The organism is Vallitalea sediminicola (assembly GCF_054408565.1).
Genome location: NZ_BTPT01000046.1, coordinates 68,713 through 93,122, shown reverse-complemented (window position 1 = coordinate 93,122; position 24,410 = coordinate 68,713). Strand labels below are relative to the sequence as shown.

Genomic DNA, 24,410 nt, shown 5'->3' with positions numbered 1-24,410 from the left:
ATTCACCTCCTACGAATATATACTAAATTGTGTAACGTATGACGAGTCAAAGTAAGAATTCTTGTTTCATCACTTCTATTAATACCATATAATCTATTGATATGAATATGTATTATGCTATGCATCACATCAAGACCCTTGATATAATATTCTTCACTTTGTTCTCTCTTTGCCAGTTGTTCTCCATAGTAATTCAGTACATGACCTCTTGCCTGAAATGCAGGTAAAAGAAATCGTCCCGCATCATGTTTCTTCAAATTAGCGAATCCATCTCTAGAATCCCCTAATTTTGTATATATGGATCGCTTTGCCCTAAACAAATCAAGATAATCCTTATAGTTCACAATTTTATCTAAGAAGGCAAGCTGATCCTCAAAAGTTATTCCGAATTGCTCCATAATATCAATTATACTTATCACTGCCAATAAATCCTTTTCTATAGGCAAATGACCTTGTTCACTTAATTTTATCCAATCCATTATTATTCTACTGTCTATGCAAAACCACTGTTCAGCAATTTTTATTAATTCCCGACCGCCATAGCGTTCAATTTCTGGATCATATGTATCAATTACCATTCGTGAAAGCATACCTTCCTGTAAGCAATTGTTGGCAAACTTATTAATTTGTGGTAATAATTCACTCTGTAACTTCTCAGGCTCACCAAAAAAACGTAATCTTATATGTTTATCAGGGTCAGCATACCTCATGAAAAAACTTGACTTAACCCAACCATTCTGTTCTGCCATATGACAAAACTCTCTTAACTGTCCTCCCAAAAATTCCTCTGTACGATTACCTAATCCATACCATTTTATAAACATCCATTCACTACCTGGAAATTTATAACGTTCTGAATAAGTAATAGGTCTACACTTTTTATCGGGTATCATTATTCTATTGTCTAACATTGAATTTCTTATGATAGGAAACACAAATTCATTATAATATCTATTATTATCATTTGCTGGAAGTTCTTCCATTGTATGTCCCATCTCAGTTAATATGATTCCTTTACCAAAACTTATCTTGCCAAATTCACGACGTATTTCATCAATATGCACATTCTCGTCTAAATCTAACAATAACCTGTTATCTGTCTGTGTTAAATAAACATAACGAGGAAGTCGCCACTCTTTTTTATATGTATGAAATTCATTTATCCACTCATCTTTATTACTATTTGCCTTAAAAGGAAACGTTTGTTCATTAAGAATCCATCTGGCAGGTGATAAAACACAACGTCCATACTTGATACGAGGTAAAAAAGGTAGTGAGTTGAATTCTCCCCAATGAAAAATTTCGATATTCCTTTGCCTCTCCTGAGCCAATTCTCTAAGAAATCTATAAACATTTGGTGAATTGGATGCATTGAACATATGATTAGTAACAGCTATTACCTCTTTACCAAGCTTCAATGAACGAAGGTAAAACCCTTTCTCATCTACTCCAACTACCAAATCAGACAACGGTATGGTATTCTCCACTTCTTTCGAAGATGTGGTTCCCATAACAATCTCATGGTTACGATTTCCATAAGTCAATACTATATTAGCAGCTCTACCATCTACAGGTAAATAAACCAACTCAGCTAATACTGTATCTGAACACATCTCTTGTTCTGACACCCCAATACTTTTAAGCTTGTCTTGAAACTCACAACTCATAATATCTGCAAAACGTCCAATTGACCTTCCTGCACCATAAGAAAGTGCTGTGGCTCCACTTATAAGTTTATAGTCTCCAGCTTCCATAGCTTCTTTCGAATCAGCAACCAAAGAAAAATATAGTTCAAAAGAGCGTGGAACATAACGGGTATCAATCTCTTCTCCCACCAATTCTGCTACCTTATCATCATCTAAAAGAATCTCTTGTTCTCCTTTTAATAAGGACATTGTTAACCATTGGGATAATAAATATTTCTTGCGTTGCAAAAACTCTGTTTTATTCTCTCCTATCATTCGCTTGGAGAGGGGATATTCATATGTAGCCGGTGCCCCTAATCCAATATCTTCATCTAATAATTCTAATAATGGAACTTCTCTTTCCATTCCGTATTTTTTCAGAAATTCGTTTCTATATTCATTCATGTGGGATAATCCTAGTTCATTATTACTGATTTTCCATAACACTCCTGCTACCTTTTCCACTTCTTGTTTAACTGAAATAGGTAGAACAACTTCATTTGTTTGAACTCTAAGATCAACCTGAAGTAAATTTTTACTGTCAGCTATTTTTTTCATCTTTTTTATTATGTTACGATATAATTCTTCTCCTTCTCCCAATTGAGCCCTATCATACATATCTATCATGAATGAAATCTCTTGCAACTGATTTTTCAACTTATCTATACCTTTTATATGTTCTATTTGTTCTAATAAGTAGCTCAATGGATTTACCTCTATTAGAGGTGGACGTAAGTTGGAAATCAACATCTCTTGTTTAAATAATTGATATACAAATTGGTTTATTTGCTCGTGGGGCGTATCTCTATATTCACAATTAAGTTTTGAAATTAATTCTTCATATGTCAAAGGTGTCTTTGCAAATTCAAGTGCTTGTTTGACGGCACTTGTAGTGCGTACTGATGTACTTTCCATTTCAAAATCAGTACCACTTTTTGGAGCTTGACCTATGTTTGTTAAGTATGGAAGGTATGTTCTATTCCCTACTTCGTAAGCCATTGTATTTGTCATTACTAACAACTGCTTAATAACATTAGAATCATTTTCTAACTGTGATATTATTTTAAATAACCATTCCATATCGGGACGAGTACGTTTTTCATGATACTTAGTACTCCTTAGTGCAACATTATAATACTCTCCGTACTCTCCATACGCCACTCCAGAAAATAAACCAAAAGGTGTTGGTCTAGTAGACATTCTAATCAAATAGCGCAAAAAAGCTTTGGCTACTTGTTCTCTTTTACGAATAGGACTATCTGGTGAAAGGTAAGTTAGAGCATCCAGAAGTGATATACTTGAGACAGCAATTGCTTCTCTAATCAAAGGGTCTTGTGTAAATTCCCATAATTCGTCTAAAATAGGTGCTTTAAAAGATGTTAACTTATTTTCAAATACATTTGTAGATAGTATAGGCGTTCGTAATATAAAAAAATCAAGACATCTGAAAATACTCTGTGTATCCATTATATTCTCCTTTCATCTTATGAATATTTAGTATGTAGTCTTAATATACTTGATGATCTGTATCAGTTTTTTAGTTTATTAGATCATGTCAACAAGCTTATAAAACATCAAAAAACATCGATTAGATGTTTTTTGATGTAAAATATCTTAAACTTTATATTTTTAACAACTTGAAGTATGAGTGTATCCACACATATTCTGACCAGTATAACAAGTTGATGAATAACAAGTTGATGAATAGCAAGTTGATGAATAACAAGTTGATGAATAGCAAGTAGACGTATAAAGCCCGTCTAATTCTGCCCCATTAACTTTATCAACTTTCACTTCTAAATCGAATGGATTTTTAGCCATTGTCCAATCCCCCTTTCATTTGTAATTTCCTTAATTAAGGATATAAGATAAATGAGATTATGTACTCACTTGTCAAATTATACCTCTAAAATGCATGCACAATTAGTATACATATTTTATTATTAAAAGTCAATTGTTAATTTTTTTTATTTTCTTGTTATTTTGACAAAATACTTCATTATTACTTTTAAAGTCTTATTTTGCTATTATTGTTTAATGTTTTATGATTTTTATATATTAAAGAAATATTTTTTTAATATTTCAGTTATTTCAAGCCAAAAAATACCCCTGCCACACATTGACAGGGGTACATATACTTAAATTAATTAATATGTTTTAAATTAAATTCATCCTATATAAGCATCTTCATCTAAATATAATTTTGCATGATTATGAGTTCTAATGATTGATACTGGAACTTCTTCAGTAATTTCTCCCTTAAGTAATTTATTGATTGCTTGATGCTTCAATTTTCCAGGTACTATACAAAATGTTTGATCAGCACTCATTAATGCTGGAATAGTCAATGTAATAGCTTCTTTTGGTACTTCATCGAGTGATGAGAAACATCCATCATTTACTTGTTGAATACGACATGCTTCATCTAACATAATTTCCTTTATTAATTCTTTATCGCTGAATTTGGCCACATGTGGGTCATTAAAAGCAATATGTCCATTTTCTCCTGCTCCACAAATAACTATATCTATTTTCTTTTCTTTTAGTAATTTTTGATATTTAGCAATTATTTCATCTTTTGTTTCATTACTTTCTTTTATATAATATATATTTTTCAAGTTGATGTTGGAGAATAACTCTCGTTCTAAAAAATTAGCAAACTTTGCACTATGGCTATTATCCAAGGTATGATATTCATCCATATGCATTGCATTTACTCTACTCCAATCTACATCATCTGTTTCTTTTAAATATTTGAATACATCTGTTTGAGATGGAGCTGCAGCAAAAATAATATTAACTTCATCTTGTTTTTCTAGTAATTTTTTGATTGAATCAGCAATATCTTCCCCTGCGGCTTTTCCCATGATTTCTCTATTTTGGTAGACTTCAACCACTAGTTTATCTTTTTGAAATTTCATTATTGTCTCCCCTATTATATTTTATTTATATTTATATCTCCCATAACCATCACTAACGAAATTTCTTGCTTATCATCAAAAATAATAATATCAGCATCTTTACCTATTTCTATTGAACCTTTTCGATCTTCAATATTTAGTAATGTTGCAGGATTCATGGTCAACATATTTACCACTTCGTTCAATGATGCACTTGTATTATTATACATTGTTTTAAGAAGAATATCTGACGTTGCAACACTTCCTGCAAAAGCACTTCGATCTGTTAATTTTGCAACATTATCTTCTACAATAACGTCATATCCTGAATCTTTACCGCCTAATGTATATATACCATCAGGCATTCCTGCGGCTCTCATAGAATCTGTTACTAGACAAATTCTATCTTTTCTCTTGAATCTATATATTAATTCTAAAAGTTCTTTTGGTAAATGACTTCCATCGGCAATAACTTCTACATAGATATCATCAAGTAGATAACCAGCTTCAACAGCTCCTGCTACTCTATACGCATTTTTCCTAATAACACTATTCATACCGCTATAGAAATGAACAAGACATGTATATCCATTTTTATAAGCCTTCCTGACATCTTCACATGTTGCTTCTGTATGAGCTATAGAACAATTAATATTCTTTTCTCTTAATACTTGTGCAAATCCAAGTGCCCCTTCTAGTTCTGGTGCTAACGACCATCTAATGATTCGATCAGTTAATGAAAGAATCTTATTATACTCTTGGGGTTCTGGGTTTCTCAAATATCTTGGATCTTGAGCTCCACGTTGTCCATAAGAAAAATATGGACCTTCAAGGTGTAATCCAAGAATGTTTGGATAACCTTTTTTGTTTAGATTAATCTTATTAAAGATGTTCATGAAATTGTTAAGATTCTCTTCAGTATTGGTTAAGGTAGTTGGAACAATGCTCGTTGTTCCATGTAGCATATGTGCATAGACAGCATCATATATAGCTTCTTCGGTATTATCCATAAAATCATGCCCCCCACCACCGTGGGTATGTATATCTATGAATCCAGGAGATATATATTGTTCTTTTGCATCTATTATCATGTCATAATTGCAATTAAAATCTTCTGTATAAAATATTTGTTCAATTTTTTTATCTTTAATTAGTACAGAACCTTTTTTAATTCCGTCTTTTTCTATTATATTCCCATTTTTTATTAATATTGTTTTCATCTACAACACCTTGATTTTATCTTTGAATTTTCCAAGAAATTGATTATTCCACTCATCTCCACCATCAGCATTTCCGCTCATCCATACTGGAGGTTTAATTCCTTGTTTCACTAGCATATCAATAGCTTCAATCACAATACAATTCATTACATATGCATTTGCAAATGTACTTAATGCACCTATCTTTTGTTCAAAATCATCTAATTTTATTACTGCATCTCCCACCTGTATTTTACTATCAATAGCATAATCAACTATTTCATGTAGATTTTTCTTTGATGGATGACGAGCAATATGATTTTGTGGTGTACTTTCAGCATGTTCATATGAACAAATACCTATTGTTGTAGCACCATTATTTTTGGATTCTAACGCTGCCTCAATTGTTGCAGCATTAATTCCATATGCATTGACTATAATTACTAAATCTCCTTCTGTGATTCCATAATCATTGATAACAACTTTTCCATATCCTGGTAATCTCTCGATTTGCATTGAGCGAAGTGCCCCATGATTCAACATGGTTCCCCCATCTAATATTGCATTAATATGCATTAACCCTCCAGCTCGAAAGAAAATCTCCATTGTCGCTAGATTAGAGTGACCACCAGGTCCCCAGACATAGACTAACTTGTCTTTTTTTATATGTTCTGCTATAACCTGAGCAACCTTTATAATTCTTTCTTTTTCCTCATTATGAATACGATTAATAATTCCAAATACATGTTCATGATATTGATTCATTATACTCATAACTCAATCCTCCAATATTTTTCTTATTTTTTCTTTTATTTTTTCTTCATTTTTACTCTTTAGTTGACCACTCAAAGCAAAGTACCAAGTTGACCCTTCTGGTTCATATCCACCCTCATTCAACTGTATAGCGGTTGGAATATAGCCTATCATCCCATTGGTATAACCTATTGATAATACGTCTTTATTAGTGATTTTTCCTGCATATCTTGAATACTCATCAGACATTTCTCCATTATATCCAAGAATTGTAAGTTCTTTTCCCAATCTGATTTCTGTAATAATTAGTGTTTCATAATCTCTATTTTTCTTTTTAGTAATAACTTTTGACCATTGACTTTTCAGCTCATCTTCACTAGTTAGCTCTTTCTCTAATTCTTGGTTATTCAAATATAAGTCTATATCCAGATTTAACATATGTTTTTTAACAGTTAATTCATCTAATTCAATGTCTTCATATTTCAGTCTTTCTTCTTGAGTAATGATCGAGTCATAGAATTGATTAGCGAACTGCTCTACTTTTTCAATATCTCCTGAGAAAAATTCATTTCCCACTATAATCTTAGGTCGTATATCTCCTGTACATCCTTGCATGAACATACTTGTAGTATTGTAATGATTATCTAGTAATTCCATCAATACTCCTGGATAATCCCCATTTACATAATTAATATTCGCAACGTTAGCATGACACGGATAATGAACAATAAAACCAATTGGCTCATCTTCTTGGTTCACGAATTTTAATAGTGTTACTGTTTTATCAACTTCTACTTCAAGATTAGGCATCATCTTGATTTCATTATCAATAGTTACTCTTCGATATACATTAAGATCAAGGTAATATTCTGCTTTCTTTAAATTTACTTCTTGTAGTTTTTTTTGTGATTCATGAATAGCAGTTAATACATTATCTTGCAATTCTCTCAAATATTCATAATCTACTTCTTCTAATAACTCTGTAAAATTCTCACTTGTACCTGGTCCTGAATGGTTATGTGATGCAGTAAAAACAATATCTTCATAACGTATATTATATTTTTGACTTATTCGCTTATTCATTGTATCTATGAAGTCACTACCCCACCAAAGCAAATCACCATATATAATTACTTTATCTTCTTTACTTGTTCTAAAATAATAAACTACTGTATAAATATCATGTAGAACATCAATAAATGGCTCAAGACGATTTGCATATCCTGCAAGTCTTATTTTTTTTGACGGTGTAATATTAATTTTTGATACCCCTAGTTGCATTATCATTCCTCGCTCTCAATAATCTTAATGAAGGCTCTCATGATGTGAAATGGATCTTTTACCGGTAAAGCTACAACCTTTTCTAGTGGAGATCCATCTTGAAGCCTAATTTGAATCCATTCTCCAATCTCTTTATTTGGAAAAACTCCAAACACATATTCCTTCATTCTATTATATCTCTCAAGATATTCTTCATTTCTAGTTAGTTGATATAATTTATGGAATATGATTAATGCTTCTGATTGTGGCCACCATATTTTCATATCATGTGTATCCATTATCAGATTTTCAAATGGCGTTTCTTGTGATTCTCCTTTAGGAAATCCTCCCTCTCTATCTACAAATCTTAAAATTCCTCCACATTCTTCATCCCAACCTATATCAAATGATTTTATTGAAATATCCCCAATTATATCTATGTGTTTGCTGATATCTTGATATTTTTCAAGGTATTCAAGAATAAACCACATGCTTTCAAGGGCATGACCTGGAGTAACATGACACTCTAACAATTTCTTTTCTTTTGACTCATCTTTATTTACGAATTCTCTTATCAATCCATCCTCACACAACTTATACAATATAGTATCTATCATTTCATTTGCCTGCTCAATATATTTATCATACTTGATACTATATTTATCAAGTGTTTGTATCACTTCATATAATGTATTGACCATTATCATATTAACAGCATGAGTTTCATATTCTTCTGGAATAGGATATGGTTCTGTATAAAAGTGTTTACTTGATATCTTATTGGTTGTGTTATTCAAGATATTTAATATTGTTCTAATTAAAGATTCGTCTTTTATATTCTGAGCATATTTACAAATTCCAATAATGACAAAACAGTCTGAGTATATGCTTGTATCGTATCTACCTGTCTTTTCATCTTTTATTCTTGTACCATCTCTTTCTAGTAAAAATACAGTACTATAATCTTCAAGGAGACAATTATCAAGAATGAACTTTAAATTTTTATCCATATAATTTCTCAATCTATTTTTATCAATATCTAATAGACCTTTTAATGATAGTTCATAAAGTGAACTTAATACCCATAAAAACCTTCCTTGAGACCATGAATACTTTTTTTCATTAATTATCTTGTCACCATAATTATTTATGCAATTCAATACACCACCGTAAGTAGTATCTACACATTTCTCCCAATATGGCCAAAAATCTTTTTCTATCTGTTCTTTATAATAATTAGTTTCTCTCATATTCATACCACCTTAAAATTAATGAATATGAGAATTATTCCTTCTCATATTCACTAATATATATTTCTAATTACTTGGATAGAGATTGCATAAGCTCTTCAACTTCTGGTTTAACTTCTTTGTCTTTGTTAATAACAAATGCAAACAAGCAATATATAATAAATGAAACTGTTAATGGTGCGATTAAATTAATAGTTGGATGAATAGTTATTAATCCAAAGTTTGTAATAACAAATACCAACAATCCACCTAATATTGAACTTACAGCAGCTTTTCCATCTGCTTTTTTAAATTGTGGCAACAAACCAAGTAATAAAGGAATAGCTGTTGGTCCAAGTAAAGCAGAGAACCAACGAAGTACAAGTCCAATTACATCTCCAAAAACATTTCTATAAAGAGCAAAAATAATAGTTAAAGCTGTAAACGCAATAGTAGTAATACGTGCATAGTATAATGATCTTTTACCCGTTAGGTTTTTAAATCTATCGCTTATTTGTGGCAATATGTCTCTAGTAAGAACTGCGGAAATTGTATTTGCATCTGAAGTACACATTGAAAGTGTATTAGCAAACATTGAAGCAAGTACTAATCCAACAAGCCCTTGGGGTAAGAACATCTTTGTTAATCCTGGGTAAAGCTGTGCAGCAGGATCTTCTAAACCTGGCATTATAATTGGTCCAGCCCACATTGGGAAGAACAGGATTAAAGGCCATACTAAGTATAATATTGCTGATAGACGTCCTGCTTTTTTAGCAGCTACATCATTTTCAACAGAAATAAAACGAGTTGCAAGATTCCAAGTACCACCACTATAACTTAATAGAATAACAAAGAAGAATAGTATTGACCAAACAAATGAATATGACCCTGTCCCTTCAACGAACATTCTAGAGTTTTCTGCTGGTAACTGTTTCCAGATAGTAAAGATTGAATCAATACCACCTAAATGTATAATAGTTGAAACAAATAATACAAGTCCTGCAATAATTTGAACCACAAATTGTGCAAAATCAGTCCATAAGTCAGCAATCAAACCACCTACGGCAATATAAACAAGTGATACAACACTTGATATGATGATGCCTGTCCATACAGGAAGTCCTGTGAAACCATTTAATAAAAGTCCCATTGCTGCCCATTTTGCACCTACATCAAATAATTTCACTATAACTCCAGCAATTGCAATAATTAATTGTGATGCTTTATTATAACGGAGTTTCAAATATTCAGTTGGTGATTGAATCCCTAGTGCACGTCTTAGTCTTGGCCAACGAGGTATGAATAACTTAGAACCAATAATTACAGCAAGAGCAATATTTACACCCCACCAAAAATATAAGGACAATCCATATTGATATGCTACTCCTGCAAAAGCTACAAAAACCACACCACTATAACCTGATACATGATGAGAAATACCTGATAACCACCATGGTATTTTACCTCCCCCAACAAAGAAATCTTCTGAGTTTTTAACACTTTTAAGCGAGTAGAATCCAATTCCTAGCATGACCACAAAGAAACCTATTACTGCTACATAATCTAAAGTTTGCATATGTTTTTCCCCTTTTCAAGATTTTTTTTTCGTGCTCTAACTACACCTTCATAGATACCGATTTTATCCTCGTTTACACCTCCTATATATTTTTCAGTAAAATCAATATAATCGGTAACCTCAGAATAGGAATACATTGATAGTAATTCGTTATCTAATTTTTCATCAACCCTTGATACATAGTTATTAAACCACTTAATATTACCAATGACAGACAGCACAATCATTGTAGGTATTAACCACATTTTCAAGTTAGAACTAACAATATGTACCAATTCAACATTTATATGAATAGATAACAAAAACAAATTCACTACAATAAATGTAGGCCATAACAAAATCATCATTGATTTTAAATAATAATTTCCTTGGACTCTTTTAACCTCTGATTTTATAATCATTTCAGTTATTGACTTTTTATTATTTGCATAAAATGCTTGACTTATGACAATATAAGTTTTTTTGTCAAATATATTTAAGACAACATCTTTTGAACGAATCATGAAATCAACTTCATCCAATGTCTTTGATTGATAAACTTTTATATTTTCATCATTAATACCTAATTGGGGTATATCTATTTCTTCTCCTAATTCATATTTTTTTAATTTCATTGGCATATTACTAAACTTAAATACTAAAACTATGCCAATTATCATAAAGAATATTGTCAAAAAAATATATATTATATTTTGCTCTCTTAATAAAAATGATAATATAGCTGAGCTAATAATAAATGGTATTAAGATGATAAGATACAATATGCTATGCTTGTTCATCATAATCAACCTTTCAATATTTGACTTTATACAACACTTGAACAAAGTGTATATAAGTATATAACCAATCTCTAAATATAACAATATCTATAATCTCCAAAAAATAATTATATTATTATAATACACTATAATTCAACTTAATTCAATACATGAATTAAGTTTTCTATAAATATTTATTATTTAGTTTGCCTAAAAATGTTTTTTTTCTTATAATAGTAAGTGTATTCTATATTTTTACAGTAAGAAGGTGAATTAATGAAAGGCTTATCAAACCGAACACTCCGACCTTTATATAGACGAAAAGTAATAAAAACTCTTTTGCAATATGGTCCTATATCACGAACTGATGTAGCTGCTAAGTTAAATATATCCAAAGCAACTGTTTCTTCTATCTCAGAAGAATTACTTAAAAAGAACTTAATTGCCGAGTCTAGTATCGCAAAATCAACAGGGGGCAGAAAAGCCATTTTATATGATATTAAAAAAAATGGTGGATATCTCATTAGCTTAGAAATTACTCCCACGTACATAAGTGGAACTCTTCTTGATCTACATGCTAATATGATCTCTGATTCTTGTTCTGAAACAAACAAAGAATATGCTGCTTCTTTTAATATAATATTAGAGACGATTTATTCATTGATTAAAGAAATGCCAAAAGAGCAACCCTTAATAGGAATATCAATAAATTTTAGAGGTACCGTTTCAAAAGATAATGTGATAAAATATTTTGATTATGACTCTTGGCGATCTATGAATCTTTTAGACGATTTATCAAAACATTTCACTTGTCTAATAAATCTGAACAATGAAGCTAATGCTCGTGCTTATTATAATAGTGTTCATCTAGACAATAGTGATTTAACTTTAATAACAATGGGAACTGGAGTTGGTTTAGGGATTGTGGAAGATAATCAGATATACTTAGGTTATCATGGTTATGCTGGTGAAATTGGACACATTATTGTTGAACCAGATGGAATTCCATGCCCATGCGGAAATCATGGATGCCTTGAGAGTTATATTAGTACTCTAGAAATTTTAAAAAGATTGTCTACTAAAAAGAATAAAGTTATAACCATTAATGATTTTAAATATTTGTATAGTCAAAATGATATTGATGTACTTGAGGTAGTAAATGATTTTTATAAATATCTTGCCATCGCAACCAATAATGTTATAAATATTTTCAATCCTAAATATATGATTTTATCCAGTGAAATTATTGATTCCATTCCTAATTTTATAGAGATTTTCAAGCAGAAGTTAAATTCAAAAGTATCTGATTATGAACGTTTGATTATTTTTTCTAATAATAGATCAGGAGCAATAGGAGGGGCTTATTTACTCCTTAGAGATTTTTTTGATATAGAATTTTATATCAAAAATAGTAATAAGTAATATTTTCAAACATGCCTTTACGTTTTGCTGTAAAGGCATGTTTTTAGGAAATAATATTATTGTTATCTATTGTCTTCCACCTGCATTGTATCCCATATTTTTAATACTTCCAATCTTGAGCCTTTTGGTTTGTCACACTCTGCATCATCTCCACATGAAAAACTAGTTAATAGTTCACATGGCATCTCTATACATTGTCCACAATGGTCATAACCTTTATCATTACAACATGATGCAACTGGACATGTCCCCCAAAAAGGCTTTCCCTTAACTGCAATACAACCTTTACAATTATGACTTTCTTGATACTCACATGTATCACACATTGAACCACATCTAGATTGCACCTTCATGATATCTGTCATTTTTACTTCTACTGATTCTCTATCAACCCATAATGATAATCGTTCTGTGTTAAACTCAATTAAACAATAATCTGGATCTTGAACACCTTGAGGATAGTGATTAATAAACCAATCCACCCACATCTCTTTTTTCACTTTCATATCCGTTATGATATGAGCAGTACCTATCATTGTAATATTATCATTTCCACTATTAACACAAATACTCATTTTGTTATTATCCACTATTGCTGTTGCTAAATTGCCATTACTACCTGTACTAATATAACTATGTATAATATTAGGGGCTATACAAAAAGAACGTGGTGCAACACTAGGGAAACCAGTATTTTTTATATAACCAACATATCCGGTATCACTTACTTTTAAAATATCATTTGTCTTCTTTAGCAGTTCATGTAATTTCATATGCATACCTCCACCGTATTTATACCTAAATCATAGCATATCAAACATGACAACTGTATGTCATGTCTGTATTATTCATATTGATTACGATGAAATTCTGCTATTTCTTTAATTCTTTCAATCACACTAATGGGTTCATTGACAATCACTTTATCACCAAAACTTAATACCCAACTTAACATATACTCAAAATTAGTAAAATCTCTTTCGAAGTATAACCACCCATCATCACGTTCAGTATAACTTTGATTTCCATAAGTCTCTACCAAAATATATTCAACACTTTTATCAAATAACGCCTTGAGAATGTAATTACTTGGAAAGATATCATTTATCTTTTCCATAACCTTTTCGTCAATGGATTTGGCTTCAAAATGCTCACTGGTTATCACTAAGCCCCATAGTCGATTAAGTTTATACCATCTAAAATCATTATTCTCATCAGAAAATGCGTATAAGTACCAACTTTGCCACTTATACACTACTCTATAGGGCTCAACTGTTTTTATTGAATTTCCGGACTTACTGTAATATTGAAAGCGTATTTTATTAGATGTTTTAACAGCATCTTTGATTTGTCCTATTTTCTCGGACACAGTCTCCTTATAAAAAGAACCTAGCTCAATATCAATAATGTTATTGACATCACTATTCCCATGATGTAATTTTTCTAAAATAGTGTTTTTATCTGATGAACTCTCAATGCTATCGAGTGCATTTAATCCTGTTATTATTTTAGTTATTTCCTCTTTACTAAAAATGGTTGTGTCATATTTATAGCCTTCTTGAATTGATATGCCTCCATTACTTCCTTGTTGGGTTATAATAGGAACACCCGCCATACAGAGTGTTTCAATATCCCTATTAATGGTTCTTTTTGATACTTCGAAGTATTCAGCCAGATATGGGGCTGTTACTTTATCTATTCTTGATAAGATTAACAATATTCCCATGAGTCTATCAATTTTCATATTTATCAACTCCACACATTTTTTCCATTATATCAAGTTTAATTGTTTTACACAATCTTGGTTTAATTTCACGGTAAAATGAAGAGAATCATGACTTAGCCTCTCTAATAACTTTATTCGTAAGATCCATCTTTCTACACGCGTGTTCCGTTGGGACTATGCTACTGACAATAGGAAATTTTCTGCAACACCCAATTCTTCCGCCGCCAAGATATACCTCCTACATCTCTGCCACCTTGAATTATCTACAAAGCTATCGTAGCAAACGCTTGACTGGCTGGGCTAATGCAAGTCTATACGTATGAGACCGTACCTTTTCTAATACAGTTACAGCATAATACGTATCAAAAGCTTGGGTCATTGGGTGAAAAGACCCTTGGTCACTCTCAAAGATACTTACAGAGCAACTTTGAATAATTCACTTAACCTTAATCTTCATCCATTTTTCCAAGCACATTTTCAAGTGCTTCAGTTATCTTATATTTTACATCACTGCTATTAGTCGGTAATCTTAGATAAGGAATCTCATATGTTTTTAATACATTATTTTTAAGTTTATCCTTATTTTGTTGTTTTGAATTATTTTCATGAGAAAATGTACCATCTACTTCAATCACCAAAATAATCTGATTATCCATTTGATGATATATTACAAAATCTACTGATGCATTATTTTTCACATAGGCTTCTTCTTCTAAAGAAATTTCTCTAGAACTATCAATTAAATTTTTAACATATACTTGAAAAGTATAAGTCAGCATATTGTATTTTTCTTCTAATAAAATATCACAAATTATCGTTTCAATTATCTTTTCTGATTTATACTTTGATTTTCCATGTAATCTTTTTCTAAAGGGTTCAAGTTTCTCGGAATAATCCTTATATAATAAGTCGAATACAGAAATGATAGGGCTCTCTGTAATGCCCTCATCATAAGTTGAATATTTAATATATCTAATTAAATCTCTAACTTCTGTCCCATAATTAGTAAAATATGAGTTATCTGTAATCAGCACAAATCTATTTATAGCCCTTGAGACAGCTACGTTTATAAGGTTTGGATTATCTACAAAACTACCAACATCATACCATTCATTATCAGCATTATTATCTAGTACTGTAGATAAGATAATCATCGATTTTTCTCTACCTTGAAATTTATGAACTGTATCACATTCTACTTCTTTTCCAAATAAGCTGATTGCCTTATTTGCTTGAAGTCTATAGGGTGAAATAAATCCAATTTCCTTTTGTTTATTTATTTCTGTGGTGTCAATAATACTTTTGGCTATATCAAGCTCTCTTTGACTATATCTCCCATTGTGTAATCCTTTGTAAATTTTTCGAGCATGGTTTCCCTTACTGGTATGGTATACATTAAGCATTTCACTATCTATATTATCTGTATATGCTATAAGTTTATTACTATAATATTTCTTATTGCAAAAATTAATAATATTAGGATGACATCTAAAATGCTCTTTTAACCATACTCTTGAAAGCTTTTCACCATATATATTTACCAAAGAAGATAACAAACTCTGTTTCTCATAATGATATTCCTCTTGAATATCATCCTTAGGTAAATTTGCTTTTATATCTTTATCCACAATCGGCGGTAATTGCTTAATATCTCCAACAACAATAATATTTTTCGCTGCTGACATTGCCATCACACCTGTCACAAGGTCAACCTGAGAAGATTCATCAACAATAACATAGTCAAACATAAAATTTTGAGGCATACAATTTAATAGTGAGTGAGTTGTACTAATGATTACAGGGTAACGCTTTAACAATTGATTATAGGTTGCTATACCATTAATACTACTAAACCTTGCAGTTGCAACTGGACTAATTTTTTGATATAATTTCTCCTCCAAAATAATCTTTGAGATTAATTGATGTTTTTTCAGCAACTCTTCAAAATCAATATTTACGAGTTTTCTACTTAATAATTTTAAACGTTTATTTAACTCTTGAATTTTCAATTCATAATAATCTTTTTGAAGATTCAATACTAATTGAGACTTTTCGGAATCAATGGTATTGTTATCAAAGTATCTATATTTAACAAACAATTTTATTTTATGTATTACCTCTAAAAATCCCTTTTTATACTTTAATGCATAATAATCCACCATAAATTTAACGATTCTATCTGATGACTTTTTATAAAATGGTAATGATTTAATTTTTTCAAAATCTTGTTTACTTAAATAATCTTCAAAATATCTTTGCTCTAATTTATATGCTTGAATTTTCTGTGTAATAATTTTTATTTCATTATTAATTGCTAATAAATCTGTCAGCTTACTATTTATTTTTTCAAGTTCATCCCACATTTCTTTGTCTGAACTAACATTTTTAAATTTATCTATATCTGCATTACTTTGCTGTTTAAGGAAATTTTTTCTTTTCTTACTTTTTCCTAAAGATGCAACAATAGATCCATATCCATTATTTGTTAGTTTTTCATGGATATTTTCAATAGCTGAATTATTATTTGATACAATAACCACACTTTTATCATTCATTATTGCTAGATTCGCTATTATATTTAAAATTGTTTGGGTTTTACCAGTACCTGGTGGACCTTCAATAACGCATATATTATTGCTCATAGCAGTTAAGATTGCTTCTCTTTGACTTAAACTAACTCTAAATGGAAATATAATATTCTTTGTGTCATATTCCCGATTAATCGGTGGAATGTTCTTAAAATATGAATTAAGGATAGATTCTTTTCCTATATGGCTTACTTTCCTAAATGTCTCATATAAAACTGATTTGTTTAAATCCTTAATTATATTTAGTTTAGCTATTTTTGAATAATAATTGAGTAAATATTTCTCTGATTCAATCATTAAGTTTTTGTCAAATTCAATTTGTTTGCATTCATATATACGATTTAATCCATTCTCAAAAAACACTTTATAAATATCCCCAAATCTCAACATTAGCTTTACATTAGTAAAAGGAATACCATCACAGATAACTAAGTTATCCTTTAATTTTACTTTTTGAGAACGATTGAAAACTGTTATATTTCTGTTATTGTAATTGCATATTTTTCCACTTAAGAATTTTACTTCTGTCATACTATTTCCTATTCGTATGCTTGCAACATTTGAAGTAATATCTCTATTTCTATTCTTATTATCAATTATTAAATACTTTTCCTCATTCATATGTATTAGACTCCATTATAAAATTATCTCACTATAGTTAATTTACCATTTCTCATTTAGTGCAATCATCATCAAACAATTATTGCTCCATTTAAGCCTCCCCTTAGTTAATATATCAAACACTTATATTTGTATTATCTTACCATATTATGTGATGAATTTAAACAATAACACGTTTTCTGAAATAACTTAATTAGTATAATGTACCAAGTAGGTTCTCCAAAGTCACTTCTAAACACGATCTTTTCACCCAATGAACCAAGCTTTTGATACGTATGAGGTATGCTGTAACTGTATTAGAAAAGGTACGGTCTCATACGTATAGATTTGCAATAGCCCAGCCAGTCAAGCGTTTGCTCCGATAGCTTTGTAGATAATTCAAGGTAGCAGAAATATAGGAGATATATCTTGGCGGCGGAAAAATTTGGTGTTGCAGAAAATTTCCTATTATCAGTAGCATAGTCCCAACTACACAAGCTTCAACGAAGTTGAAAGTGTGTGACGGAAGGTATAAATATAAAAATCCCTAGTACTAATGAAATTAACTAGGTATTCCAGTTTTCTTATTTGATTTTAGATCACTAGTAACATTAGCACTTTGTTAAAAATTTCTTTCAGTCATATGTCGATAGAATTATTACACTCAAATATATACGATATAATATAAACTTTGGATGCGTATTATCTTTTCTGAATACATATATATAACATTGTGCTTTCACAGCATAGCTGTTTACATATAATTATAATAGATGTTAAAAAGACTTCTTGCGTATTTTAATAGAAGATTACTCATCCCCTTGTCAAAGTGGCTATTTCATAAATTAACTATACTATTATTATACTAGCGATACTATGAGTGTTCTAAGCTAAGTTTATACACTATGGAATAAAATACCATTCTAACCTTTATAGCCTAGAATGATGATTTACATATAAGTTCTTGTTTTATTGATTCTCCAAATATGCTTTATACATAACTTGTTGACCTAATATATGATCCACTATCCGATTTTTTTCAAATCTGGTTTGATTATCCCAGTCTGATATTCTTTCAAAGATATTTTCCATTAGTAGATACTCTTTTTTACGAGATAAATAAGGAACAGAATCTTTCTCTTCTTCAGAGAGCGCTGTATCCTCTATAATTTTTTTAACATTCTTCATAATCTCTTTGTTCTCGTTAGTTAATAACGTCTCTTTAATATCATAAATATCAATAGATACCATTAACTTTGCCATATCATTTTCAAAAGCGTTAACAAATCTATCAAATTTGTTTTTTTTGATTGTATTGTTTATAATAACTATTGAAATTAACGAAAGTGTTATTGCTATAATTATTATTACTTTACGTTTCAAGCTAATCTGTGTAAATCTCATGAATAAGTTGTCTCCTTATTATTTAGGATATATGACCTGGTTTTGGCATATAAATATGCATTATAATAGATATAGTTAATTAAAAAGAAGACCAGAAATAGTCATTCCTTTCCAAAAAGCAAATGGTTTCTATATATTCTGCTTTTATGTAACATTTATTATTCCTTTCTTATCTCCTCAACTTTTAAAACTTTTCCTTTTTTAGGATTAAATTCATAATATTGATATGTTATTATGTATTTTACGTTATCTTTAGGTACTGCTTTATAACATCTTAATATATTACTGCTTTCTTTATCACAATTAAGTTCTTTATCTTCTAGATATATATAATCTTTAAATTTAATTTGTCTAATTTTAAATTGATTAATACTAGTAATTTCTAGACTTACAGTTGTTTTAAATTGAGATATAATCCACATACTTATACTAACTGCAATAATAATTATTATAGTGCTGAAAAATATCCACTTTTTAATTTTTTCTTTTTGTTTAACTGTATATATTTTAGATAAAGTTCTTATACCACCAATAATCTGTAAAATAAAAATACCATAAGCAAAGATTGAAAATGAAATCAAACCTATTTTTTCATTCATTTCACTTAATGCCTTAATAAATATTATAGTATATATTATTCCTACACCAAGACCCATTATTAGAAGCAATAAACCCATTGCTTTTTTGTTAGCCGGATTTTTATAGGCAGGCGGAACATTCCCCCCTAAATAGTGCCCTGGGTCATATTGATGTTCCATCCATTCGTTTACATCTTGAATATTTTCATCTTGTTTTTGATTTTCCACTTTCTATATACCCTCCTACTTATTACTAAATTCAAATTGTTTGTTAGCATCTTTTACTATCTTATTATTCTTTATTACACCTGTTCCAGATTCTCTTAGGTCATTATACATATCATATTTTACATCATATTCTCCATAATAATACTGATAAAGAATAGTTCTTTCACTTACTATTTGAGCATTATCATCTTTATATAATTTAGGCGTCATTGTTAATTGTTCATCATCATTAACTCCAATGTACCCCACAAATGGATCATTAGCATGACTACTGTCAACTGTTAATCGAATATTGGTATGCTTTTCTCCTTCCACATACTCACCATATCCACGTGATGTTAAGTAATCATTTAATCCTTTTACAGCTGTATTATGTCCAGGTTCTGCCCAATAACCAAAGGCAAGTTTATTATATGTTTTACCTGCTTTTTTCATTAAAGTATTATTATAACTACCAACTTGAATAATAGCTCTTTTTTGTTCACCTTTTTCTTGTACTGTAATTGAAAGTACATTTCTTGTGGTGTTATCTATAACTGTATTTACGATTTCTAAAGCTATTAAACCTCCTTGAGGTAAAGCACCTATTTTATTATTACTTCCTCTATGATTAGAGTAGTGAATAATTTGTTTCTTTCTCACTTCTACATTTTCTATTCCTTTATCTTCTTCAAGAGTATCACCAAAATGACCTATTGCATTTGACCAATCTAATTCTAAATTGGTTATCTGTTCCGATAACTCTTTATTAACTTTCCATCCTTCATCATTAAAATTTGAATTAGAGCCCTCAATGTATTTTGGTGGTATATAAATTGGCATTTTAAGACCATTTTTTGTTATAAAACCATTGCCATAATCTTTACACTGCCCATTTGTTTCTTGATAATATTGTTCTTTTTCAGATGTTTTCCTAAAAATTCTCTCTGATTCTAATTTGCCGTATGTACCTATCTCTAAATCACCCAATACATCACTTTTCAACGCATCTCTATCTTCAACTACTGTCTTTGAGTAATCTTTATTATTTACACAAATTCCATTATCCTCAAAAAACCTCTTTATATGAGTTACTTTACTTATAAATTGATCATATAATTTTTCAAACCAGTTTTGTAAAATACTGCCCCCACTCATATTTACTTCCTTATGTTTTATTTCATTCATCTCTGTTCCACATGAATTATTATTTATACCTAATAATCCATTAAGAAGATTTTGTATCTGTTGTTCACCATCACTATATTCCGTTATTGCCTTATTAATAATTTGACTTGTATTATAAGTATTTTCTATAAGATTTTGAAAATCATTTACCAAAGTATTAAATTGGTTACTAATATTATCTCTTCTTATGATATCAGTGTCAACAGAATTCTTAATAATTTTGAATCTATCAAAAATATAGTCTATTCTTTTATTTACTTCTATTATGTCGTTTTCTTTTTCAGATAAAGTATTCAAATTGTATTTTGTTTGTCCCATGATTAGCTCCTTCCATCTTTCATTATTATATCTTTCTATAATTAATTTTCAACAAATCCTGACGAACGACATGATTTATGGGATAGAATACATATTTTTATGACATATGTTTTGTATGTTATAAAATTTCATTACTAAGAATTATATAAAGATATTATAAGTTTATTACCTAATAATATCAACTTACGATTTCTTATTTACTATAAGTGTATCCTTAAAATATGAGACTACTTCTATTGATATACTTAACACAAATAGAGCGGTGAAATTACAAATTCTTGTAATTTTACCGCTCTACGCTAAAGAGTCTACAATACAATCCTTATATACCATTACAGTAAATCTCAAACAAAAACATAGACCCTTATAGCAAGGTAGGATTTATGAAAAATAAAAAGTATTAATCTGTTACCCTAACAATAATCTTATCTTCAACCAATAAAGATTTATCTAACCAAAGTTTATCTAGTTTCATTATACTATCATATGTCCCCTGTTTTCTATCCTCATCTATGTAAAATTCCCTCTTATCATAACCCTTGTTCTCATATTTTATTATTACTTCAGTTTCACCCATCAGAATACTGAAATCAAAACTTTCAAAAGGTATATTCTTAGATGGTTGAATCCATATACCCTTATATTCAGGTTGGAATCCTAGTATATATCTAATGAATATCTTTAACAATACATTGGAACTTCCTGTCTGCCAATCATGCATTGATTCCCCGTCAATGCATTTCTCTTCATTATAACCATAGGAATTAGGCATTATATAAGGCGAGCAAGAAATCTTATCATGGGTTATGGGTAGAGATTTGTTGAGTTGCTCCCATGCTAGTTCACTGCTTCCCATTCTAAATAGTGCCATTATACCAAACATTGAAGCATGGATATATGAAGCACCATTTTCTGCTGTACCCGCTGGTAAATTAGGTATTCTACCAACACCCTTAATTCCTCTCTCAAAATGAGGTTCAAATGTTTTTAGTCCATATTTGGAATCAAGCCTTGCAAAAGCTCTAATAATGGTACTTCCTATACTTGGATCTTGGTCATACAGACCAGAAAGTACCCAAAAAGCATTAGAAGTAAGTCCATCTCTTTCTACACCATCAGGGTCATTGAAGCTGCCTACATAATAGCTTTTCTCATCTCCCCAACCGTGAACTATTTTTTTGACATCTTCTCTTGAAATGACAGCATGTTCTTTTAACCCATGCTCAATCTCAATTCTTACTTTTTTATATTGTTTTATCTTATCTTCATATTTATTTGCATCTAATAATTCTAGAAGCTCTATCATCTCATTAATATTTTGGTAAACTTGTAAGGTTGCCATGACAGATACACCTGTTCCGTACTCCTTACTTTTATCTTTACTAACACCCAAACCGTCAAGTGCATCGTTCCAATCACCATATAACGCACACACACATTTTGTATTTTCATGATCCCTGTTGACCAACAAGTAATCCATAATATCAAATAAATGTTGTAAAACAGTACTTTGCTTATTACTTTTTTGCACACTATGAATTTTATCCTCTATGATTTCATAATAACCGCATACTTCATCCAAGAAATCAAAATCACCTGTGAACTTCAAATAACTTGATATTGCAGTTATAACCCAGACCCCTTGGTCAATAAATGGTCTTAAATCCATTGCAGGAGGTTCTCCTTCCCTTTTGGGAAGAGAATATTGTCTTGGACATCTTCCATTAGGTGCAATGAAATTAAGTGCCTCCAGCATTTTATCTCTAGCCACCTTAGGCTGCCAATACAAAAGTCCTTCTATAGCTTGGAATATATCTCTTATTCCAATCAGGGAAAAGCTTGATAATTGAATGTATCCTTTAATAACTGAACAAAATTCAACTTGTTTTTTGAGGTGTTCAAAAAATGAATTAAGTACATAAGGTTTTACCAATGAATCCTTAGTCTCTTTTCCAAATGCTAAGTTAAGCTTTGATTGTCTATCCCTTTCTTCTTGTTCAATTTCCTGCAATAAACCATCAATGTCATCACAAGAATTATAATCCTCCAATAAGTTTCTTTTTGCATCATCAGAAAAAGTATAACCAACAGTTAAATCTATCCTAGCGTTTTCTTTGATATTTATTTTCATCAAATCTCCTGCAATAGCTGTTTCTGTAAAAGTACAAATAGGTTGATGTTCACCAAAAGTACCCTTATATAATGCAGATGGTGTATGAAGACTTTTTCTGATACCACCAACATATTTGTATCTAGAAGTGGTTAGTTCAGATTTTATTAGTTCTGAATTCTCATCTAACTTGAAATATCTATTAATAACACCATAATTAGCCTTCATAGATGATCTATCCAGTTCTTCGTATGTCTCTACTACAAAGCTTCCTAATTTATTGGCCTCCCCTACATCTATATAACTAACCTGCCTGAACCATCTGTCAGTAGAGTTTTCAACAATAGCATTCTTCAAGAATGGATTGAGATAAGATGAAATAAATATTTCTTTATTATCTTCATTATTATTATCAGCTGTTATTGTAAAATACACCTTGTTTTTCTCATCAACAAATACTCTGACTGCAAATAGCATATTATCGTATTCTGTCATGTAATACGTTGCACCCTTAGTGAATATTGTATATCTTTCTACCTCTAAATGTTCAGCTTCCTCAATGACTGGTACTGATAATAAAGGTATAACTCTATATCTATTATTATCTTTAATTCCTGCAAAAAAAGCTATTTTAGGTTCTGCACCCTCGGATGCCCTTATGAATGGAGAGAATAATCCTTCATTACAATGCATGTATCCAGAAGAATAAGCCCAGAAATTAAAACCTTTCTGCCCGTAAGGATATCTGCATTCTCCATCATCTCTAGGCATCACCAGTATATTACTATCATCAATAAAATATGTATTACCAGGCATTTTATTGATGGTATATCCTGATTTACTATCTTTTATATTATGATATTCATTTGAAAATCCTTTAACGATCATAGTAATATCTTTCATTGTTTT

At 30.3% G+C, this 24,410-nt stretch carries 17 protein-coding genes; 1 reads left to right on the top strand and 16 read right to left on the bottom strand.

Annotated elements, in window-relative coordinates:
* Window positions 1–2: 2 nt before the first annotated feature.
* The 9 genes from ACX6CF_RS18800 to ACX6CF_RS18760 all read right to left on the bottom strand — a co-directional run bounded on the left by ACX6CF_RS18800 (window position 3) and on the right by ACX6CF_RS18760 (window position 11,216).
* A complete protein-coding gene (locus tag ACX6CF_RS18800; RefSeq protein WP_458786909.1) occupies window positions 3–3,152 on the bottom strand; it encodes a lantibiotic dehydratase in 3,150 nt (1,049 codons plus the stop codon).
* A gap of 162 nt (window positions 3,153–3,314) precedes the next feature.
* The gene (locus tag ACX6CF_RS18795; protein WP_458786908.1) at window positions 3,315–3,506 is read right to left on the bottom strand and encodes an elgicin/penisin family lantibiotic; all 192 of its coding nucleotides are present in this window, start codon (window positions 3,504–3,506) and stop codon (window positions 3,315–3,317) included.
* Window positions 3,507–3,853: 347 nt separating this feature from the next.
* Window positions 3,854–4,606, bottom strand: coding sequence for a 6-phosphogluconolactonase (locus ACX6CF_RS18790; protein WP_458786907.1), 753 nt, complete (start codon window positions 4,604–4,606; stop codon window positions 3,854–3,856).
* Window positions 4,607–4,620: 14 nt separating this feature from the next.
* Window positions 4,621–5,805: an N-acetylglucosamine-6-phosphate deacetylase gene (gene nagA, locus ACX6CF_RS18785; RefSeq protein ID WP_458786906.1), complete on the bottom strand. Its 1,185-nt coding sequence runs from the start codon at window positions 5,803–5,805 to the stop codon at window positions 4,621–4,623.
* Window positions 5,806–6,558, bottom strand: a complete 753-nt coding sequence (locus tag ACX6CF_RS18780; RefSeq protein WP_458786905.1) for a sugar isomerase domain-containing protein — start codon at window positions 6,556–6,558, stop codon at window positions 5,806–5,808.
* Between the two features lie 3 nt (window positions 6,559–6,561).
* Window positions 6,562–7,818: a neutral/alkaline non-lysosomal ceramidase N-terminal domain-containing protein gene (locus tag ACX6CF_RS18775; protein WP_458786904.1), complete on the bottom strand. Its 1,257-nt coding sequence runs from the start codon at window positions 7,816–7,818 to the stop codon at window positions 6,562–6,564.
* Window positions 7,819–7,820: 2 nt separating this feature from the next.
* Window positions 7,821–9,047, bottom strand: a complete 1,227-nt coding sequence (locus ACX6CF_RS18770) for an AGE family epimerase/isomerase (RefSeq protein WP_458786903.1) — start codon at window positions 9,045–9,047, stop codon at window positions 7,821–7,823.
* 70 nt (window positions 9,048–9,117) lie between these two features.
* Entirely contained in the window at window positions 9,118–10,602 is a 1,485-nt protein-coding gene (locus tag ACX6CF_RS18765) for a sodium:solute symporter family protein (RefSeq protein WP_458786902.1), read from the bottom strand.
* Window positions 10,590–11,216 carry a hypothetical protein gene (locus tag ACX6CF_RS18760; RefSeq protein WP_458786901.1) on the bottom strand — a complete coding sequence of 209 codons (627 nt, stop codon included), beginning with the start codon at window positions 11,214–11,216 and terminating at the stop codon, window positions 10,590–10,592. Before ACX6CF_RS18760 ends, ACX6CF_RS18765 begins: the two co-directional genes overlap by 13 nt.
* A 420-nt stretch (window positions 11,217–11,636) precedes the next feature.
* Here ACX6CF_RS18760 and ACX6CF_RS18755 point away from each other — a divergent pair, with 420 nt between their 5' ends.
* Window positions 11,637–12,782: an ROK family protein gene (locus ACX6CF_RS18755; RefSeq protein ID WP_458786900.1), complete on the top strand. Its 1,146-nt coding sequence runs from the start codon at window positions 11,637–11,639 to the stop codon at window positions 12,780–12,782.
* A 62-nt stretch (window positions 12,783–12,844) separates the two neighbouring features.
* On the opposite strand, the gene ACX6CF_RS18750 is transcribed toward ACX6CF_RS18755, so the two are convergent.
* From ACX6CF_RS18750 to ACX6CF_RS18720, 7 genes are all read right to left on the bottom strand, one after another.
* On the bottom strand, window positions 12,845–13,555 hold the full coding sequence (locus ACX6CF_RS18750; protein WP_458786899.1) for a pyridoxamine 5'-phosphate oxidase family protein: 711 nt from the start codon (window positions 13,553–13,555) through the stop codon (window positions 12,845–12,847).
* Window positions 13,556–13,626: 71 nt separating this feature from the next.
* Complete coding sequence (locus tag ACX6CF_RS18745; RefSeq protein WP_458786898.1) at window positions 13,627–14,526, bottom strand: helix-turn-helix transcriptional regulator; 900 nt, start codon at window positions 14,524–14,526, stop codon at window positions 13,627–13,629.
* Between the two features lie 428 nt (window positions 14,527–14,954).
* Window positions 14,955–17,717 (bottom strand): AAA domain-containing protein, encoded by a 2,763-nt coding sequence (locus ACX6CF_RS18740; RefSeq protein ID WP_458786897.1) that lies wholly within the window; start codon window positions 17,715–17,717, stop codon window positions 14,955–14,957.
* Between the two features lie 948 nt (window positions 17,718–18,665).
* Entirely contained in the window at window positions 18,666–19,100 is a 435-nt protein-coding gene (locus tag ACX6CF_RS18735) for a hypothetical protein (RefSeq protein ID WP_458786896.1), read from the bottom strand.
* A gap of 158 nt (window positions 19,101–19,258) precedes the next feature.
* Complete coding sequence (locus ACX6CF_RS18730; RefSeq protein WP_458786895.1) at window positions 19,259–19,906, bottom strand: hypothetical protein; 648 nt, start codon at window positions 19,904–19,906, stop codon at window positions 19,259–19,261.
* Between the two features lie 15 nt (window positions 19,907–19,921).
* Window positions 19,922–21,391 (bottom strand): hypothetical protein, encoded by a 1,470-nt coding sequence (locus ACX6CF_RS18725; protein WP_458786894.1) that lies wholly within the window; start codon window positions 21,389–21,391, stop codon window positions 19,922–19,924.
* A gap of 400 nt (window positions 21,392–21,791) precedes the next feature.
* The gene (locus ACX6CF_RS18720; protein WP_458786893.1) at window positions 21,792–24,404 is read right to left on the bottom strand and encodes a GH36-type glycosyl hydrolase domain-containing protein; all 2,613 of its coding nucleotides are present in this window, start codon (window positions 24,402–24,404) and stop codon (window positions 21,792–21,794) included.
* Between the last annotated feature and the right edge of the window lie 6 nt (window positions 24,405–24,410).

What these genes read in the sequence shown, in the direction of transcription:
- ACX6CF_RS18800 (WP_458786909.1), bottom strand. Translation starts at nt 3,152, where the DNA reads ATGGATACACAGAGTATTTTCAGATGTCTTGATTTTTTTATATTACGA.
- ACX6CF_RS18795 (WP_458786908.1), bottom strand. Translation starts at nt 3,506, where the DNA reads ATGGCTAAAAATCCATTCGATTTAGAAGTGAAAGTTGATAAAGTTAAT.
- ACX6CF_RS18790 (WP_458786907.1), bottom strand. Translation starts at nt 4,606, where the DNA reads ATGAAATTTCAAAAAGATAAACTAGTGGTTGAAGTCTACCAAAATAGA.
- nagA (WP_458786906.1), bottom strand. Translation starts at nt 5,805, where the DNA reads ATGAAAACAATATTAATAAAAAATGGGAATATAATAGAAAAAGACGGA.
- ACX6CF_RS18780 (WP_458786905.1), bottom strand. Translation starts at nt 6,558, where the DNA reads ATGAGTATAATGAATCAATATCATGAACATGTATTTGGAATTATTAAT.
- ACX6CF_RS18775 (WP_458786904.1), bottom strand. Translation starts at nt 7,818, where the DNA reads ATGCAACTAGGGGTATCAAAAATTAATATTACACCGTCAAAAAAAATA.
- ACX6CF_RS18770 (WP_458786903.1), bottom strand. Translation starts at nt 9,047, where the DNA reads ATGAGAGAAACTAATTATTATAAAGAACAGATAGAAAAAGATTTTTGG.
- ACX6CF_RS18765 (WP_458786902.1), bottom strand. Translation starts at nt 10,602, where the DNA reads ATGCAAACTTTAGATTATGTAGCAGTAATAGGTTTCTTTGTGGTCATG.
- ACX6CF_RS18760 (WP_458786901.1), bottom strand. Translation starts at nt 11,216, where the DNA reads ATGAAATTAAAAAAATATGAATTAGGAGAAGAAATAGATATACCCCAA.
- ACX6CF_RS18755 (WP_458786900.1), top strand. Translation starts at nt 11,637, where the DNA reads ATGAAAGGCTTATCAAACCGAACACTCCGACCTTTATATAGACGAAAA.
- ACX6CF_RS18750 (WP_458786899.1), bottom strand. Translation starts at nt 13,555, where the DNA reads ATGAAATTACATGAACTGCTAAAGAAGACAAATGATATTTTAAAAGTA.
- ACX6CF_RS18745 (WP_458786898.1), bottom strand. Translation starts at nt 14,526, where the DNA reads ATGAAAATTGATAGACTCATGGGAATATTGTTAATCTTATCAAGAATA.
- ACX6CF_RS18740 (WP_458786897.1), bottom strand. Translation starts at nt 17,717, where the DNA reads ATGAATGAGGAAAAGTATTTAATAATTGATAATAAGAATAGAAATAGA.
- ACX6CF_RS18735 (WP_458786896.1), bottom strand. Translation starts at nt 19,100, where the DNA reads ATGAGATTTACACAGATTAGCTTGAAACGTAAAGTAATAATAATTATA.
- ACX6CF_RS18725 (WP_458786894.1), bottom strand. Translation starts at nt 21,391, where the DNA reads ATGGGACAAACAAAATACAATTTGAATACTTTATCTGAAAAAGAAAAC.
- ACX6CF_RS18720 (WP_458786893.1), bottom strand. Translation starts at nt 24,404, where the DNA reads ATGAAAGATATTACTATGATCGTTAAAGGATTTTCAAATGAATATCAT.